Source organism: Microcoleus sp. B6-A1, assembly GCF_036705085.1.
Taxonomy (GTDB): domain Bacteria; phylum Cyanobacteriota; class Cyanobacteriia; order Cyanobacteriales; family Microcoleaceae; genus Microcoleus.
This window is the reverse complement of the sequence record NZ_JAUBTU010000020.1, coordinates 12,380-27,111: the sequence shown is the minus strand read 5'-3', so window position 1 is coordinate 27,111 and position 14,732 is coordinate 12,380. Positions and strand designations below refer to the sequence as shown.

Below are 14,732 nucleotides of genomic sequence, written 5' to 3'. Positions count from 1 at the left end.
GGCTTTTGGTTGATACCAAAGGCTTGCATTCATTACAGCCGACCGCTCTGCCACTGAGCTACCGAGGATTGGGGGTTTTTGTTACCCACATTTACTAACAATAGCTGAACTTCCTCGATTTGGCAAGGCCTTTGAGAAACTTTTTTTTTGTCAGACAGGGAGCGGGTTTCAGCAGCTAATGCAGCCCCATTCTCAACTTGGCGAGGCGCTGCTGGGATTCTGGATCGAGGGAACTGGCGAGAAAGCGACTGGAATTTTGTTTGCGGGATTTGTGCCGGCGCTCGCTGCGGCGGGCGGTGGATTCTACGTCAGCCGCTAGTTGTTCGGCGGACATCCATTCGGCACCGTAGCCGACTACGGTCAATTGCTGCGCTCGGTCTGAGGTGGCGACAATCATGCGGCCTTTGCCTTTGACCGATCGCAACTCGTAGCGCAAACTAGCACAAGATTTTTCAATATAAGTATCTGCTGTCTGACCGAAGTCAGTGTAGTGCACTGATAAATTTTTAGTAATAATTTCTTTAACGCCGGGAGTATCTCGATAGTGGGCGTCAAATACAAGTCGAGCCTCAAAATCTTGAACGGCGCTGTAGTTAACTAAAACCTCAATCAACTCGCGGCGAGCTGTTTCGAGTTCGTCGCGATCGCGCTTCTCTCGGAGTCGAGGCCAAAGTCCAATTATGTTATAGCCGTCTACAAGTAAAACTGCTTGTGATACATAGGGTGACATGGTTCAAGGCTGAAGAGCTCCAGCACGTATAGGACATTATTTGCATTGTTCATCAAAGCTTTTGTTCAATAATATTACCTATTGATGTGTAATTGCTAGGTTACATCGCAATAATTAAACCCCCCAGAGCCAGCTTTACCTGAGTTTTGGGGGGTTAGATTCATCTATAAATTTTCCGGATTATTCGGCAGATTCCAGTGGGACGGGCGATCTTACAACTGTCGGCAGGGATATTTTCTCAACAGCAGGAGTACAACCGAGCCACTGCACCGACAACTGGGCAAACTGCTGCGGGGGGCCGCTCACGCAAAAACGAGTCGGCAGCGCAGTACCAGGATTCCGCAGCCCTAAAAGCTCCAATTCTCTGGCAGCAGCAGCCACCACCCGTACCGCAGGATCGATCAATGTCACCCCAGCAGGCAAAAGTGAGCGCAGCACAGGAGCCAGCAGCGGATAATGAGTGCAGCCGTAAATCAGCGTATCGATGCGCTGCTGAATCAAAGGAGCCAAATATTCCCGAGCCACCTCACAAGTATAAGGGTCGTGAATCCGGTTTTGCTCCACCAGCGGCACAAAAGCCGGACAGCTAACCTGCCAAACTAGGCAAGAATCGTCCATCTCCAAAATCGCATTTCGATAAGCATTGCTAGCAGCCGTCGCAGGAGTTGCGATGACCCCGATCCGCTTGCCTTGCTGCACCGCAGCCTGCGCCCCCGGCAGAATTACTCCCAGCACCGGGATATCAAATTCAGCCTGCACCATCTCCATCGCCAAAGCAGAACTGGTGTTGCAGGCCATAATGACCATTTTCACATCCTGTTCCACCAACCAGGCCATAATTTCGCGGACAAACTCCACAATTTCTGACGGCGTGCGAGTGCCGTAAGGCAGCCTCGCCGTATCTCCAAAATAAAGTATCGATTCGTTGGGCAATTGTCGGTACAACTGGGTCAAAACAGTCAAACCGCCCACGCCGCTGTCAAAAATACCGATTCTTTGTTGTCCAGAGTCTGTTGTCATTTGTTAATAGTTAGTTGTCTGTTGTCTGTTGTCTGTTGGCAGTTGGCAGTTGGCAGTTGGCAGTTGGCAGTTGGCAGTTGTCAGTTGTCATTTGTTAATCGTTTGCAGTGGCTAATAACAGATAACCAATAACATTAATCAACAGTCAACAGTCAACAGTCAACTGCCCACTGCCCATTATCTTTGTTGAAGATAAAACAAAATGCCGCGAGCGATCGAAGCCGCCATTTGACTGCGGTAAGCTGGGTCAGACAGCCTAGCAGCATCATCAGCACCCGTCACAAAACCCACCTCCAGCAAAACAGAAGGCATAGAAGTCTTCCTCAAAACATAAAATCGCGCCTGCCGCACTCGGCGGTCACTCGCCCCCGTCCCCTCCAAAATACTGGCGTGAATCACCCTCGCCAAATCTTGGCCGTTATTGAAATAATAAGTCTCAATCCCACTGATATCGGGCCGACTCATATTAATCGCATTAGCGTGAATGCTGACAAACAAACTAGCATTCACCCGTTCCGCCAAAGAAACTCGGGGTTCCAGGTCGATTTCCCTGTCGTCAGTCCGAGTCATCACCGCCTGCACCCCCTGTTGTTCCAGCAGCCTCGCCACCTGAAGCGAGATATCCAAAACAATCTCCTTTTCCTGAATGCCCTGAATCCCGACTGCCCCCGGATCGCGGCCACCGTGACCAGGATCGATCACTACTACGGCGCGGCGGTTTGAAGCTTGGGGCAACTCATCGGTGCCGAAAGTCCTTCTCGGCAAAGGCTGCAAATTGGGAGTGCGAGTCAAAGGCTGCGCGCTAGCATTCGATCGCAACTGCAAAGACAGCAACTGCGGGTTGGGTCTCGTCACCCTGCCTACCTCTACCCCCGATCGTGGCTGCACCCAAACCACCACAGTCTCCGCATCTTCTTGGCTGGCACTAAACGATACAGGACTGTTGGCATCGAGCTGAGGAATTTCGCCGGTCAGGACACTAGAGGCGATCCTAATCCAGTAAGCTCTCGACCCCTGATCCCACCCGCTGGTATAGGAGACTTGGCGGTCAGTTCTCACCACCAGTTGCGTGCCGTTACTGGCTAAATCAATTGACTGAACTCTCGCTAAATTTCCTTGAGATTGTCTCGCCGGAGGAGCTACAGTCAGGCTGCGGGGAACCGAGGGCTGTCTTACACTTCCAGGCAATAGCACAACCCCGCCCAAATTGCTCACAGACGCTCGCCACTGAGTATTAGGACTCTTCATCCGCAAAGTCACGCGGGTAACGGGCGGGTCTGTTGGCAGTTGCCGGACTTCAATCTTGTCAACCCCGTGCTTACCGTTCGTTTGAGGCTGTTGGCTGCTTAGGCCCGGCGCTAAACTCGCTCCTTCAATATCGAGGGTGGCGATGTCCCCAGCCCGACTTTGTTCAAAATTAATTTGGGGGCGACCGCCCGCAGTGCGGACTAAAAAACCGTCCGCCGTCACCTGAACGTTCTGAACTACAGTCGCCTCGCCAGACTGGGCTTGGGATGCTGAAGGTTCAACCGATAACCTTTCTCCCCCTGGCTCTGAAATCGGATTTTGAGTTCCTCCCCGCACCGGCGTTGGCAAATCCACTGTCCACTCGCTCGGAGAAATACCCCGGAATTTTACTTGCTCGGGGTCTATAGTAAACCCGTCTCTGATCTCGACCACAATTCTGGTCGTATCGTTGTCAAACTGCCCTACCCGCACCGATTCGATCGCCCCTGAGAGCGGTCTGCTGACCGAGGGACGACCCAGACTCGTCCCCGGCAAGTCGATTACCAACCGCATCGGGTTGAAAATCAGTTGAGCCTTGGGTTGTACTCCCCCGTCTGTTGTAATGTAAAGCCGGTTCTCTGAAGCATCAAACCGCCAAGATTGCAGTCTAGCTGCTTCGGCGGCTCCGGCGAGCAAAAATACACTTAAGAAACTCGGTAGTAGCCAGTGGAATTTCACGACAGTTTTTTCCTCGTTTGCGTTACTGCCAAAAGCTGGAAGGGCGCTGCTTGCCCTCAGAGGCTTTCAGCAGTTAGCCGCCAGCAGACCGGGGACACGGGAGCCCTCAGTTGTTGGCTAAATTGACTTTTTTATGCGTTAATAGGCTCCAAAATGCCAGATCCCGGCATTTTTGAACTTTCCCGTATAATTGGGGGCGATCGGTTATAAGCAGACTGAAAGATTGTTGGCACAAGGGAAGGTATTTATTTTTAGGAGCAAGAAACAAGGTGTTTCTTGAAGTTAGAAGGTACAAGTTAGAAGGTAGAATTTTACCGTTCTTCCAGGGAGGGGTTTCATAGCTCTTTAATGTTGGCGAAGCTCGTTACGGCCAGGGTTATAATCCGCTTTACACTTGCGTTTTGTTCTAACTTTTCCTAAACTACCTCAATAACTTAACAACTTACCTCGACAACAATCCGGATTTCCAAGATTTAGGTAACTTTTCAAGGTCACCAAATGTTAGTCCCTGACCAACTGACATATTCTTTTGGAAAAGCTTTTTTGCTACTTTTTTGCTAAGAGATTGACAGTTAAATACAACTACATATCGCCCCTGCTCTCTTTTTTTCTGGATTTTTTTAATCAGTGGTTTTCGGTGCTGCTTGACACTTAGTGGGGCGATCGCGATCGCGCCCGCCAATTTAACATTATGATAGCTAGTCCATGTTTTCAGCAGTAACGGGAGAGTTTTGTGTGTTACTTGGGCCGGCAATGCTTTGTGTTTTAGGCTCTTTTTGAGTGCACGATCGACAGCCAGAGCATTGGTTGGTTGGCCAGAGAAAAAGTTTTGACCGTAGATATAGTAGTTATCGCAGTTGTAAAGTTTGTGGGACAGCAAAGACAATCGATCGGCTTCTGGGTAAAACCTGTGATTTGGTTTAATGACTTGCCTTTCGACTAACTGCATAACTTGGATGTGTACTACCAGTTAGAGAAGATACACTATCTTGGTGATTGTGTCAATCTCTGACCGAAAGCATCCAGGATACAAGCCCTCGGATTCATTCCTTCGCAGACTCAGGACCCAGAAATAAAAAACCTGTATCCGATAAAGAAGCCCTCGAATTGATCCGTGGGGTCAATGCTTCAATTCTAAAATCTAAAATCTAAAATCTAAAATCGATTAACCTTCTAAAAAAATGGCAATCAATAACCGTAGATACATGACTTCACAGAAAGACGGAGACTTACTTTCCTGCAGGAGTCGTCCACAGCAAACAAGTGGTTTAGGTTAGCTCAAGCCTGTAGATAGCCGCTGGGGAGTCAATCTCGAAGATCAAATCGACTGACTCTCAAGATAGGGAAGTTTTGTACTATAGCAACTGCCCTGACGGTGAGGACGTTCTTAATTTTTGAAACCTAAGCGGTCGATTGCGCCTTCTTGCAGGACTTCTTTTTACCCGCTTTGCTTCGCCCCTAGAGCTTTCAACATCTGCTATACAATACCACCGGTGCGATCGAGTTCTAGCAAATTTATTTTTGAGCGGGATCGATACCTGCAAGTTATTTTTTTCCCCTAGTAATCCACTGCCCCATGTCTAATCAACAGTGCTGCAATTCGCTCTCGCCCCTAGGTGCAAAATTCCGGCTCATCCAGTTCAAAATTGCTTGATTTACTTGTTCCGGGCATTCATCTTGGGGACAGTGGCCGGCATTGTCTAATTCAACTAGCTCTACATAATTGGGATTGCATTCGACAAATTGGTGGGGTCGGGCGAACCGAGGGGGAATCATCCGGTCTTGTTTGCCCCAAATTAACAGCATGGGGATTGTTAAATTTCGCATCACAATCTTGACACTGGGGCAAAATTTTGAACTGCCTACAGCTTTAAATAAAGCGCAGAAGGCGCGGGCGGCTCCCCGATCGCCTGCGGGCCCTGCTAGAATTTCCACTAATTCGTCGGTAACAGCTTCGGGGTTGGAGTAGGCAAAGCCAACCCAGCGGCGGACAAAGGAAGGCTTGCGGGCAAAATAAAACAGAGGCCTGAGTACGATCGGAGAAACAAACAAACTTTCAACCGCTTCGATCGCCGGAAGCAGCCATCCAGGCACCGCCTCGGCTCGCACAGAGGGGTCTGGGAGGCTAATCATTACCGTGCCGGCCACCATGTCCGGGTGAGCCGCCGCTACGGCCAGACAAATTAGCGAGCCGATCGAGTTTCCTGCCAATATTACTGGCTCTCTGATAAAAGTTAGCCAAAAATCATAAACTTGATCGACCCACAGAGACACAGAGTAGTCGATCGGAGCTTTTTGGGAAGCGCCAAACCCTAACAAATCCAAGGCGTAAACCGTTTGGTTTTCGGCTAGTTGGGCGAGATTTTGTCGCCAGTGACCGATCGAAGCTCCAAACCCGTGCAGTAAAATAATCGGCGTTCCCGATGCGCGCGCGGCAATTGGTTCGGCCGCAGAATCTTGAAATTCCAGCGCGCCTTGATTTCGTCCCCCATCGGGCCGCAAATAAGTGTAGCGAGTTTGCCAACCCCGCCACATCCAGTCTCGTTGAGTTCCCACCCGTTGGTGCCACAGCAGAGAATTTGTCAATTTTGCCTCAGATCGCAACATAAATTTACACTTGCTTATACCTATTCTACAAGGCAAATCAGGCGACTTGGGGGAGTTGCCAGACCGGGCGAGATGGGCTAGGAAAAGCGGTTTTACCTCATCCTTAAGCTTTTACCCTGAATTTTTGACGGTTTTGTCATCGATCGGGCAAGGGGGCGGGCGATCGTGTGTGAAGTTAAAATAAAACTAGGCAGAAACTCAGCCAGAGTGAGTAGAATAGCAAGTATTGTAAGAATTCATTTACGATCAGTCCAAATATTCCCCAAGGCTTTAGCGCAGGGGACACAGGGCGCGGTAGTACGTCCGGTAAGGGTAACACCTTATAAAACAGTTTGATCGTCAATCGTGAAAAATTGACCGATCAAACCTGTAACTATCAAAAAGCTTCGCTATTAAACTACTGCTTGTAAAACCATTCATGCCTGTGATTGAAAGAAGACAAAATCGCAACCTACCCCAGATCAACGAAAATATTCGATACCCCAAAATCCGGGTAATCGATACCGACGGCGCGCAACTAGGGATATTGACGCCTGCAGAAGCGCTGCGCCTGGCAGAAGAAAAAGAACTGGATCTCGTACTTGTCAGCGACAAAGCTGACCCGCCCGTATGCCGGGTAATGGACTATGGGAAGTACAAATTCGAGCAGGAAAAGAAAGCGCGAGAAGCAAAGCGGAAGCAGCACACTGCCGATGTTAAAGAAGTGAAGATGCGCTACAAAATTGAAGAACACGACTACCAAGTGCGCCTCAAACTAGCAGACCGCTTTATCAAATCTGGGGACAAAGTAAAAGCCACGATCATGTTCAGAGGTCGGGAAATCCAACACAGCAACCTAGCAGAGGACTTGCTTAAGCGCATGGCCACAGATTTGCAGGAAATCGCAGAAGTGCAGCAAGCGCCGAAAAAAGAAGGACGCAGTATGATGATGCTGCTGTCGCCGAAAAAAGTATAAATAGATAGTCATTAGTGAGCAGTCATCAGTCATAAACTGGTGACTGATAGCTGATGACTTCGGAAGTTAGTCAGGAATAAGCTACCACACAGGGAAATCAACGCTGCATGGAAAATTTTCAAATCAGCGGTTCGGCGGGAGTAAGACAAGGAGTGCTACGATCGCTCAACCTGCGATCAGAAGAAGTAGAGCGAACCTTACTGATGTTCCTCGTCTACACTCTAACCTCCGTCGGGCTGATCTGGCTGGAACTCAGCACAGTAGGTCTGTTTTTAGACGAGTACGGTGCCGACAAAATGCCTTTTATCTACATAGCCAGCGCCTTTATCGGTTCTGGCTTGGGATTTGTCTACTCGTGGCTGCAAAAAATCCTGCCGCTGAGGCGCACCGTCGTAGTGGTTCTGGGCATGATGTCGGTACCGCTATTTTTGTTTCGATTCGGAATTGGCTACGAAAATACTAAGATAGCTGGCATCAGCATCGCTTTTATTACTATTTTTTTGATGTGGCTGTGGGTGGAAGCTTGCTATGTCCTCAATGACCTCAACACTTCTATCACTTCCAACCAACTGTTTAATATTAGAGAAATCAAGCGCACCTATCCGCTAGTCAGTAGCGGCTATCTAGTAGCTGGAGTAGTCAGCGGATTTTCTCTGCCTGTTTTGCTGTACGTAGTCGGACTCAAAAACGTTACCCTGATATCGGGGTTGATGGTGGCGACAGGCTCGGTGTTGCTGTACTACCTCACGGAAAAATACAGCCAAGCATTCCCGGAAACGGCTCACTGGACGGATGACGACGAAGACGACGACCAAGAAGAATTTACCGCCCGCAAAGTTACAGGCCCGCTGCAAAAATACGCCGTACCTCTAGTCAGTTTCTTCATCCTCGCAGAAGTCGTCTACGTGCTGGTAGATTTCCAATTCTACAGCCAGCTAGAATACCAAAACCCGGGGGACGGAGCTAGCTGGATCGCTAGCTTCCTGGGCATTTATGAAGGCATACAAGGCCTGTTTCAAGTGGCGACTCAGTGGTTCGCTTCGAGTCGGTTGGTGGAAAGAATCGGTGTATTCGTGACGGCGATGATTTTGCCGGCAGGCATCGCTATACTCGGGGTGCTGACCATAGGAGCATCTCTGGGCCAGCTAGTATCTGTGTTCATCGGCCTGATATTGCTGAGATTTTTAGACGAACTGCTCCACTACACGCTTTTGGAAACCGTTAGCCCGGTTTTATTTCAACCGATTCCCGACAATATTCGATCGGGAATTCAAACTTTGGTCAACGGTGTGGGCGAACCTTTGTCCTGCGGAGCTACAGGAGTAGGCATCCTGATTATGCTGTGGGTGACAGGCAAGATACTCCCTCAGCAAGACGAAAATGTATTTCACGACCAGCAAAGCTTGATATTTATTGGCGCGATCGTCATATTGGCGCTGTTGTGGGTGTTTGTCGTATGGTTGATCCGCTCTCAATACGTGGGTTTGTTGGTCAAAAGTGCGGAGCGGGGGCGCTTGGGCGTCACAGACGTTGACCTCAAAGCTCTCAAGCGCGCAGTGGTGGAAACTCTACAAAAGCCGGGGGGCGAAGATGAAAAGCGCTCTTGCATAGAACTCCTGACGCAAATTGACCCCAAAAATGTCGGAGAAGTTCTCGCTCCCATCCTCGATTCGCTGTCCCCTGGTTTGCAGCGCCAGAGCTTGGAAACGATGCTACAACACCCGAACCCCGCTTATTTAGAATCTGTCCGCGCACTCTCGCAGCAATCCTTGCCGCCGGAGGTGCTGGCTTTGGCTTTGCGCTACATCTGGCTGACGGAAGCTGAACCGAATATTGAGAGCTTGCGGCCGTACTTGCAGCCGACGGTCGATCCGGTGGTGCGGGGTACGGCGGCTGCTTTAATTATGAGAAGGGGCGATCGCCAGCAAAAGGCAGAGGCTACTAATACGCTGCGGCAAATGCTGACACACAAGCAAGAGCGGGAACGTGTTATGGGGACGCGGGCTCTGGGAGAAGCTGATTATTTGCAAGGACTGCGGCTGCATATCCCCAATCTGTTGCAAGATGAATCTCTGCGAGTGCGCTGCGCTCTGTTAGACGTGATTTCGTCTACTCATTCAGAAGAATATTATCCTTCGCTGCTACGCGGACTTGGTTACAAATCGACTAGGGAAGCGGCTTTGCAGGCTATAGTCAAACTTCACAACGACGCGATTCCTTTGCTCGTGTATTTGGCTGAGGACATCCACAAGTCGGATTTGGTCAGGTTGCAAGCTTGGACGGCTCTGGGTCAAATTGGAACTGTGGAGGCGATCGACATTTTGGTGAGCAATTTGATGACGGCTTGGGGAACGACGAGGCGCAATATCCTCCGCATCCTGTTGAAAATGCCTTCGGAAGCGGGGATAGAAGGGGTTCTAGACCGCATCGGCCGTAGCGGCTTGGAAACTCTTATCGAACAGGAGTTAATGTTTATCGGTCAAATTTATGCAGGTCTGGTAGATTTGTCTGGGGTAACGAGCTACGGCAATTTCTCGGATCGGGAAGCCAACAGCACCTGGGCACCTGGGAACGATACGGCTCAATTGTTGCAGCGGGCTCTGGCGGGGTTGGAAGCTGATGCTAGGGAGCGGTGTTTTTTGCTGATGAAGTTTCTTTATCCGTTGGACACGGTACAAGCCGCTGCTTTCAACATCGCTTCTGGCCAACCTTCTTTGGTTGCTAGGGGATTGGAAATTCTCGACAATACTGTGGATATAGCTAGGAAGCGATCGCTCATCAATTTGTTAGATCAACACTCGGAAAGAGAAAAATTGAGCAACCTCTCGGAATTGATGGTTTACAAACCTCTAGCGCCTAGCGATCGTTTGCGCCGCTTGCTAGAATTGCGCCACTTCCTTTCGGATTGGGCTTTGGCCTGCTGCTTTCACTTGGCGAGGGAAGCGCGCTGGAGTCTTACGGCTCAACAAACTCTCGTCTGTCTGCAACACCCGACGGGTTTTGTCCGCGAAGCAGTGTTAGCCTATTTGAAAATAGCCTCGCCCCGGGCTTTGGTCGAATTGTTGCCCAGGCTGCAAAATGACCCCGATAATTTGGTATCCGCTCAAGTTGAAGAAATGATGGCAGAGTTGGGTGCTGGGGGGAAAAGGTAAAGAAGGAAGAAGGAAGAAGGAAGAAGGAAGAAGGAAGAGGGAAGAAGGAAGAGGGAACAAAAAGAAACTATGCCCAATGCCCAATGCCCAATGCCCAATGCCCAATGCCCAATGCCCAATGCCTCTTCCTCTTCCTTTGTTTAAGTTTAAATTAATCACTGCATCTCATTATGTTAACAAGCGTCGAACGCCTATTGTTTGTGAGGGAGGTTCCGATTTTTAAGGAACTGCGGGATGATTTTCTCGTGCGTCTAGCATCGGTAATGGATGAACTTTCGTTTCCTTCCAAGCACAGGATTTTTACGGAAGGACAAGAAGGGCGGTCTCTCTATATTTTGGTATCGGGAACGGTGCGCGTGCATATAGGCGATCGGGATTTGGCACAGTTGAAAGCGGGGGCTTGTTTCGGGGAAATGTCGCTGTTTGATGCAGAACCTCGATCGGCTTCTATTTCTACTGTCGAACAATCCGAGTGTTTGATGCTGACTCAAATGCAGCTATACGATGCGATTGATGAAACGCCGGGAATTGCGGTGAATATTATTCGTTTGCTGTCGCGCCGGATTCGGGAGTTGAATCAAAAGTTGAATGCTAAAGAGGCAATTATGCCTCCTACAGAGACTGTGAGAGTTCCTGAAATGCGATGAAATTGGGGAATTGAGAATTGTGTTTTTAGTCGATCGGTAATTCTGCACAATTTATCTTCTGTAAGGTGCCAATAGCGCACAATTTTTCTGGCTAGTGTCCGCTATTGGCACCTTATACTAGATTCACAAAAAAATGTAACTATAGACAACCCCCAAACCAGAATATTCATCAGTCATAGCCAATCTAAAATCTAAAATCTAAAATCTAAAATCTAAAATTTAAAATTTAAAATGGCATTACTATCGCCAATAAGGCCGGCCCTTCCAAAAAACTCCCACCGTAACTCCGATTAGTGCAGTTTCCGATAAACTTGCTAATAAAGGAGGGATGGGTAGGAATGACTTTAACACCAAACCCAAGAGCACGCAGAAAACTAAAACCCACAAACTAATTCGGTTGAGCAAAAATTGTTGTTGCCAATACTCTAAAAAGTACACTGCTAAAGCTCCCATTCCCACAGCAGCAGCGAAAGGTATCAATGTTCCGAGGGATGAGCCGTAAAGAAGCGTCACGACGTTGCGGATTGGCCGCGATTGCGTGAAACCCCAGGCTAAAAATAACTCCAATCCAACCACGATGCAGTTGACGAGGGCGGCAATTTGCAGCATTTCTCGCCAAGGTAAAAGTTTTAAGCGCCGCAGAAAATTACTCACGATCGGCAGATTAGGTAGGTTGCTTTGATTTTATAACAGTTTTGCCCTGGCGATCGACCTTTGATGACAATTTGTGAAGTAAAATAAAGATATAGAGCAGTCTCTTGACAAATTCACCCAGAGTACCTGCCTATTAGTTGTTGGAACCGTGAAAGGAAAAAAGTTATGGTGGAGAACACTGTCGATTGTGCTGTAGCTTGCGTCAATGGCTGCGTTCTGGGCGACAAGTGCCCGAAGCGGGAATACGCAGAAGCAACGTCCAACTTTATTGAAAATACTTCTCTGGATAAAATGCTAGAAATAGCAGAGGAAGCGGTGAGAAGGAAACGGACGGAACCCCCCAAATGGATAATTCCTGATTTTCCCGAATAGAATTAACATCCCCATTAAAAAGTGATCGCCCGTTGCAAAAGGGCGATCGCTTTTTGTATTCCCAATGAAATAGCCGATTAAAATCCATATATTTCCTGGGATAGAAGCTAAAAACTTAAATTAGGAATTATTATATGACTTAATTATATCCATCTACAATTACTAAAAACAATTCATTTAAAGCCAAATTGGGACATTTTAAATTTAATTGAGTTCAAAAAGAAACAGGAGCAAGTATTGTGGCACAGCAAAAGAAACGCAACCCAAAAACAACTACAGAACGCGATAATGTGGGCGAATTGCCTCAACAAATTACCGAATCTTACGGTACCGGCGTCATTGATCAACCGGGAGTGAGCCCAGACGACATAACAACTCTGCAGGACAGCAGTTCGGAATACTCTTCCACTTCCCAAATCGGCGGCGAGGATGGCGATCCGGCTGCAGAACAAGAAAGTGCTACGGGCGAGCAATCGGTGGGCGGAACCGCGCCTACTCCCGACCTGGATATGGTTGACGAACTCGGAGCCGCTGCGGGCATAGAGATGGCGGATGGGGCTATTTTGCACACAACAGATATGCTTGAACATCGAGATGAAAGTCGGTGGGAATTAGACCCTAGTTCTGCGGAAGATTATCAGGAACGACCGGATTTATAGGTAGATTTTTCACCAAAAAATAGGTAGTATAATAGGAGCGGGTTCACCAGTATTCATACTTTATCTGCCAAGTATTTGTAAATCCGCCCCTCATCACTTTTGCTCTCGAAGCACATATCCAGCTCCCCGAACACTAGGCAGCAGGCGTTTGGAGTTACTTGCTTCTAATTTAATCCGTAACGCACGAATATACACTTCAATAATATGTGACTCGCCCATATTATTGTTACCCCAGAATTTTTCTATAATTAGGTCGCGGGTTATCATTTGACGGAAATTTTGCTGTATAAATTCTAACAAATCAAACTCTTTGGCAGTGAGTTCAATTAGTTGACGACCTCCCTAAACTTCAAGGGTTAAACCGTTCCAAATTAGGTCTTAAAATTGTAAATTATCCGGGTCATTTGCTTGAGTTGGGTGGAGAGGGGCTTTGACTGTCGCTAGGAGTTATTCAATACTGAAAGCCTAGTAACATATAGGCTCAAAGTGATGCAGGGAATTAGTGGCTAACCGGCACTGACATGACCGCCAGCAGTTTTCATTTCCCTGAGAACAAGGTAATTGTAATTGCTCGATTGCGTAATTGAGAAACCTGTAGCTCACCCAACTGACAACTGCTATATAGCAATCCTAAATGAATCGTAAAATTTTTACCCCACCCCAACCCTCCCCGATGCCTTGGGGAGGGAGTAAGAAATTCACAAATGATTTAGGATTGCTATATCTTCTTATTGCTCAACATCTCCGGTGAATTACCCCTCATAAAGCGTGTTTGTAGTCAGGACTTTAGCCCTCTATATGGGGGTGAATAATCATTATTAGTCCTGAGTACAAACTTACTGTGCTTAGATCACCGGGTATGATATTATGTATCGCAAAAACCGGGTTGATGAAGCCGGGAGCATCTCATATTTGTAAAAAGACTTCTTCTTCGTGCTTCCTTCTTCCTCTTTCCTCCTGACTCCTGACTCCTGGCTCCTAACTCCAATTTCTAGATTGGCTGCTTTCATTGAGATGCTCCCGATGAAGCGATGAAGCCAACCCTCTTCAACAAAAAGGTGATATATGGAATTTAAAGATTTTCTGGCTTTGCTGCATCCTATTTTAGCTGTAGCGATTGTTTTTCCTATGCTTGGTATTGTTCTCAATATGGGGTGGCAAACCATGCAGCGTCGGAAGCAAATTGCGATCGACACCAAGAGCAAAATTCCACCTGTAGTCGGTTCAGAACACGTCAAAGCAGGTCGAATTCTGTCAGGTTCTGTGGTAGGAGTGACGTTGGTGGGTCTAGCCTACCCGATTTTTGAGCATATTTTGAGCAAGGATGTTTGGAGCAAAAACTCGTTTCAGGTCATTTTCATTGTGCTGATGTTTGTTGCAACTGTGGGTTCTTTGGTCATGCTATATCGAGCGACACCCGCTTTATGGCGCGGCATATTTGCGACCCTAACAGGTACGGGTTTGGTGATTCTTGGCACTCAGGATGGCGTTTATCGGCGAACCAATGAATGGTATTGGTCTCACTACTACATTGGCATCGCCGCTGCGCTAATTATGGTTTTTTCCCTTGCCATCATTGAAGACATTTACAAAGACCGTTCAAATCGCTGGCGCACTATCCATGTCATCTTGAACTCGATCGCTGTGTTGCTCTTTCTGGGACAGGGAATGACCGGAACCAGGGATTTATTAGAAATTCCTCTAAACTGGCAGAAACCCTATATTTATACCTGTGATTTCACCAATAAGACCTGCCCAAAACCGTGAGCGATCGCATTACTTCGATATTCAAGTCTAAAATTAGTAGAAATTAGAATGGCGGGACGCCCAACCCCTACTCCCCACAAGCAATTTGATGTATTGTGGAACAGGCATCTTGCCTGTTCTTGAGATGTGATGTATTGTGGAACAGGCATCTTGCCTGTTCTTGAGATGTGATGTATTGTGGAACAGGCATCTTGCCTGTTCTTG

Annotated in this window: 13 protein-coding genes; 6 read left to right on the top strand and 7 right to left on the bottom strand. The window is 47.9% G+C overall.

Annotation, left to right across the window (positions count from 1 at the left end; genetic code table 11):
* Positions 1 to 175 precede the first annotated feature (175 nt).
* The 5 genes from QUB11_RS09640 to QUB11_RS09620 all read right to left on the bottom strand — a co-directional run bounded on the left by QUB11_RS09640 (position 176) and on the right by QUB11_RS09620 (position 6,322).
* On the bottom strand, positions 176 to 730 hold the full coding sequence (locus tag QUB11_RS09640; RefSeq protein WP_006635267.1) for an NYN domain-containing protein: 555 nt from the start codon (positions 728 to 730) through the stop codon (positions 176 to 178).
* A gap of 180 nt (positions 731 to 910) precedes the next feature.
* Positions 911 to 1,750 (bottom strand): glutamate racemase, encoded by an 840-nt coding sequence (gene murI, locus QUB11_RS09635; RefSeq protein WP_333203817.1) that lies wholly within the window; start codon positions 1,748 to 1,750, stop codon positions 911 to 913.
* A 177-nt stretch (positions 1,751 to 1,927) separates the two neighbouring features.
* Positions 1,928 to 3,715 carry an N-acetylmuramoyl-L-alanine amidase gene (locus QUB11_RS09630; RefSeq protein WP_333203815.1) on the bottom strand — a complete coding sequence of 596 codons (1,788 nt, stop codon included), beginning with the start codon at positions 3,713 to 3,715 and terminating at the stop codon, positions 1,928 to 1,930.
* A gap of 442 nt (positions 3,716 to 4,157) precedes the next feature.
* A complete protein-coding gene (locus tag QUB11_RS09625; RefSeq protein ID WP_333203813.1) occupies positions 4,158 to 4,664 on the bottom strand; it encodes a hypothetical protein in 507 nt (168 codons plus the stop codon).
* Positions 4,665 to 5,299: 635 nt separating this feature from the next.
* Complete coding sequence (locus QUB11_RS09620; RefSeq protein ID WP_333206878.1) at positions 5,300 to 6,322, bottom strand: alpha/beta fold hydrolase; 1,023 nt, start codon at positions 6,320 to 6,322, stop codon at positions 5,300 to 5,302.
* Positions 6,323 to 6,740: 418 nt separating this feature from the next.
* On the opposite strand from QUB11_RS09620, the gene infC reads away from it, so the two are divergent.
* The 3 genes from infC (at position 6,741) to QUB11_RS09605 (ending at position 11,076) form a co-directional block, all read left to right on the top strand.
* Entirely contained in the window at positions 6,741 to 7,277 is a 537-nt protein-coding gene (gene infC / locus QUB11_RS09615) for a translation initiation factor IF-3 (RefSeq protein ID WP_006635262.1), read from the top strand.
* A gap of 107 nt (positions 7,278 to 7,384) precedes the next feature.
* On the top strand, positions 7,385 to 10,429 hold the full coding sequence (locus tag QUB11_RS09610; protein ID WP_333206877.1) for a HEAT repeat domain-containing protein: 3,045 nt from the start codon (positions 7,385 to 7,387) through the stop codon (positions 10,427 to 10,429).
* A gap of 170 nt (positions 10,430 to 10,599) precedes the next feature.
* A complete protein-coding gene (locus QUB11_RS09605) occupies positions 10,600 to 11,076 on the top strand; it encodes a Crp/Fnr family transcriptional regulator (RefSeq protein WP_333042796.1) in 477 nt (158 codons plus the stop codon).
* Between the two features lie 240 nt (positions 11,077 to 11,316).
* Here QUB11_RS09605 and QUB11_RS09600 read toward each other — a convergent pair whose 3' ends face one another.
* Positions 11,317 to 11,730 (bottom strand): peptide chain release factor 1, encoded by a 414-nt coding sequence (locus QUB11_RS09600; RefSeq protein WP_333206876.1) that lies wholly within the window; start codon positions 11,728 to 11,730, stop codon positions 11,317 to 11,319.
* A 165-nt stretch (positions 11,731 to 11,895) separates the two neighbouring features.
* Here QUB11_RS09600 and QUB11_RS09595 point away from each other — a divergent pair, with 165 nt between their 5' ends.
* Positions 11,896 to 12,102 (top strand): hypothetical protein, encoded by a 207-nt coding sequence (locus tag QUB11_RS09595; RefSeq protein ID WP_190740439.1) that lies wholly within the window; start codon positions 11,896 to 11,898, stop codon positions 12,100 to 12,102.
* Between the two features lie 239 nt (positions 12,103 to 12,341).
* Positions 12,342 to 12,761, top strand: a complete 420-nt coding sequence (locus QUB11_RS09590; RefSeq protein WP_333206875.1) for a DUF6335 family protein — start codon at positions 12,342 to 12,344, stop codon at positions 12,759 to 12,761.
* 93 nt (positions 12,762 to 12,854) lie between these two features.
* Here the strand turns inward: QUB11_RS09590 and QUB11_RS09585 are convergent, their stop codons facing one another.
* A complete protein-coding gene (locus tag QUB11_RS09585; RefSeq protein WP_333206879.1) occupies positions 12,855 to 13,088 on the bottom strand; it encodes a winged helix-turn-helix domain-containing protein in 234 nt (77 codons plus the stop codon).
* Between the two features lie 738 nt (positions 13,089 to 13,826).
* Here QUB11_RS09585 and QUB11_RS09580 point away from each other — a divergent pair.
* Complete coding sequence (locus QUB11_RS09580; protein ID WP_333206874.1) at positions 13,827 to 14,528, top strand: DUF4079 domain-containing protein; 702 nt, start codon at positions 13,827 to 13,829, stop codon at positions 14,526 to 14,528.
* Positions 14,529 to 14,732: the final 204 nt, after the last annotated feature.

Bases quoted from the DNA above. Each gene is read 5' to 3' on its own strand.
- QUB11_RS09640 (WP_006635267.1), bottom strand. From the start codon at position 730: ATGTCACCCTATGTATCACAAGCAGTTTTACTTGTAGACGGCTATAAC.
- murI (WP_333203817.1), bottom strand. From the start codon at position 1,750: ATGACAACAGACTCTGGACAACAAAGAATCGGTATTTTTGACAGCGGC.
- QUB11_RS09625 (WP_333203813.1), bottom strand. From the start codon at position 4,664: ATGCAGTTAGTCGAAAGGCAAGTCATTAAACCAAATCACAGGTTTTAC.
- QUB11_RS09620 (WP_333206878.1), bottom strand. From the start codon at position 6,322: ATGTTGCGATCTGAGGCAAAATTGACAAATTCTCTGCTGTGGCACCAA.
- infC (WP_006635262.1), top strand. From the start codon at position 6,741: ATGCCTGTGATTGAAAGAAGACAAAATCGCAACCTACCCCAGATCAAC.
- QUB11_RS09610 (WP_333206877.1), top strand. From the start codon at position 7,385: ATGGAAAATTTTCAAATCAGCGGTTCGGCGGGAGTAAGACAAGGAGTG.
- QUB11_RS09605 (WP_333042796.1), top strand. From the start codon at position 10,600: ATGTTAACAAGCGTCGAACGCCTATTGTTTGTGAGGGAGGTTCCGATT.
- QUB11_RS09595 (WP_190740439.1), top strand. From the start codon at position 11,896: ATGGTGGAGAACACTGTCGATTGTGCTGTAGCTTGCGTCAATGGCTGC.
- QUB11_RS09580 (WP_333206874.1), top strand. From the start codon at position 13,827: ATGGAATTTAAAGATTTTCTGGCTTTGCTGCATCCTATTTTAGCTGTA.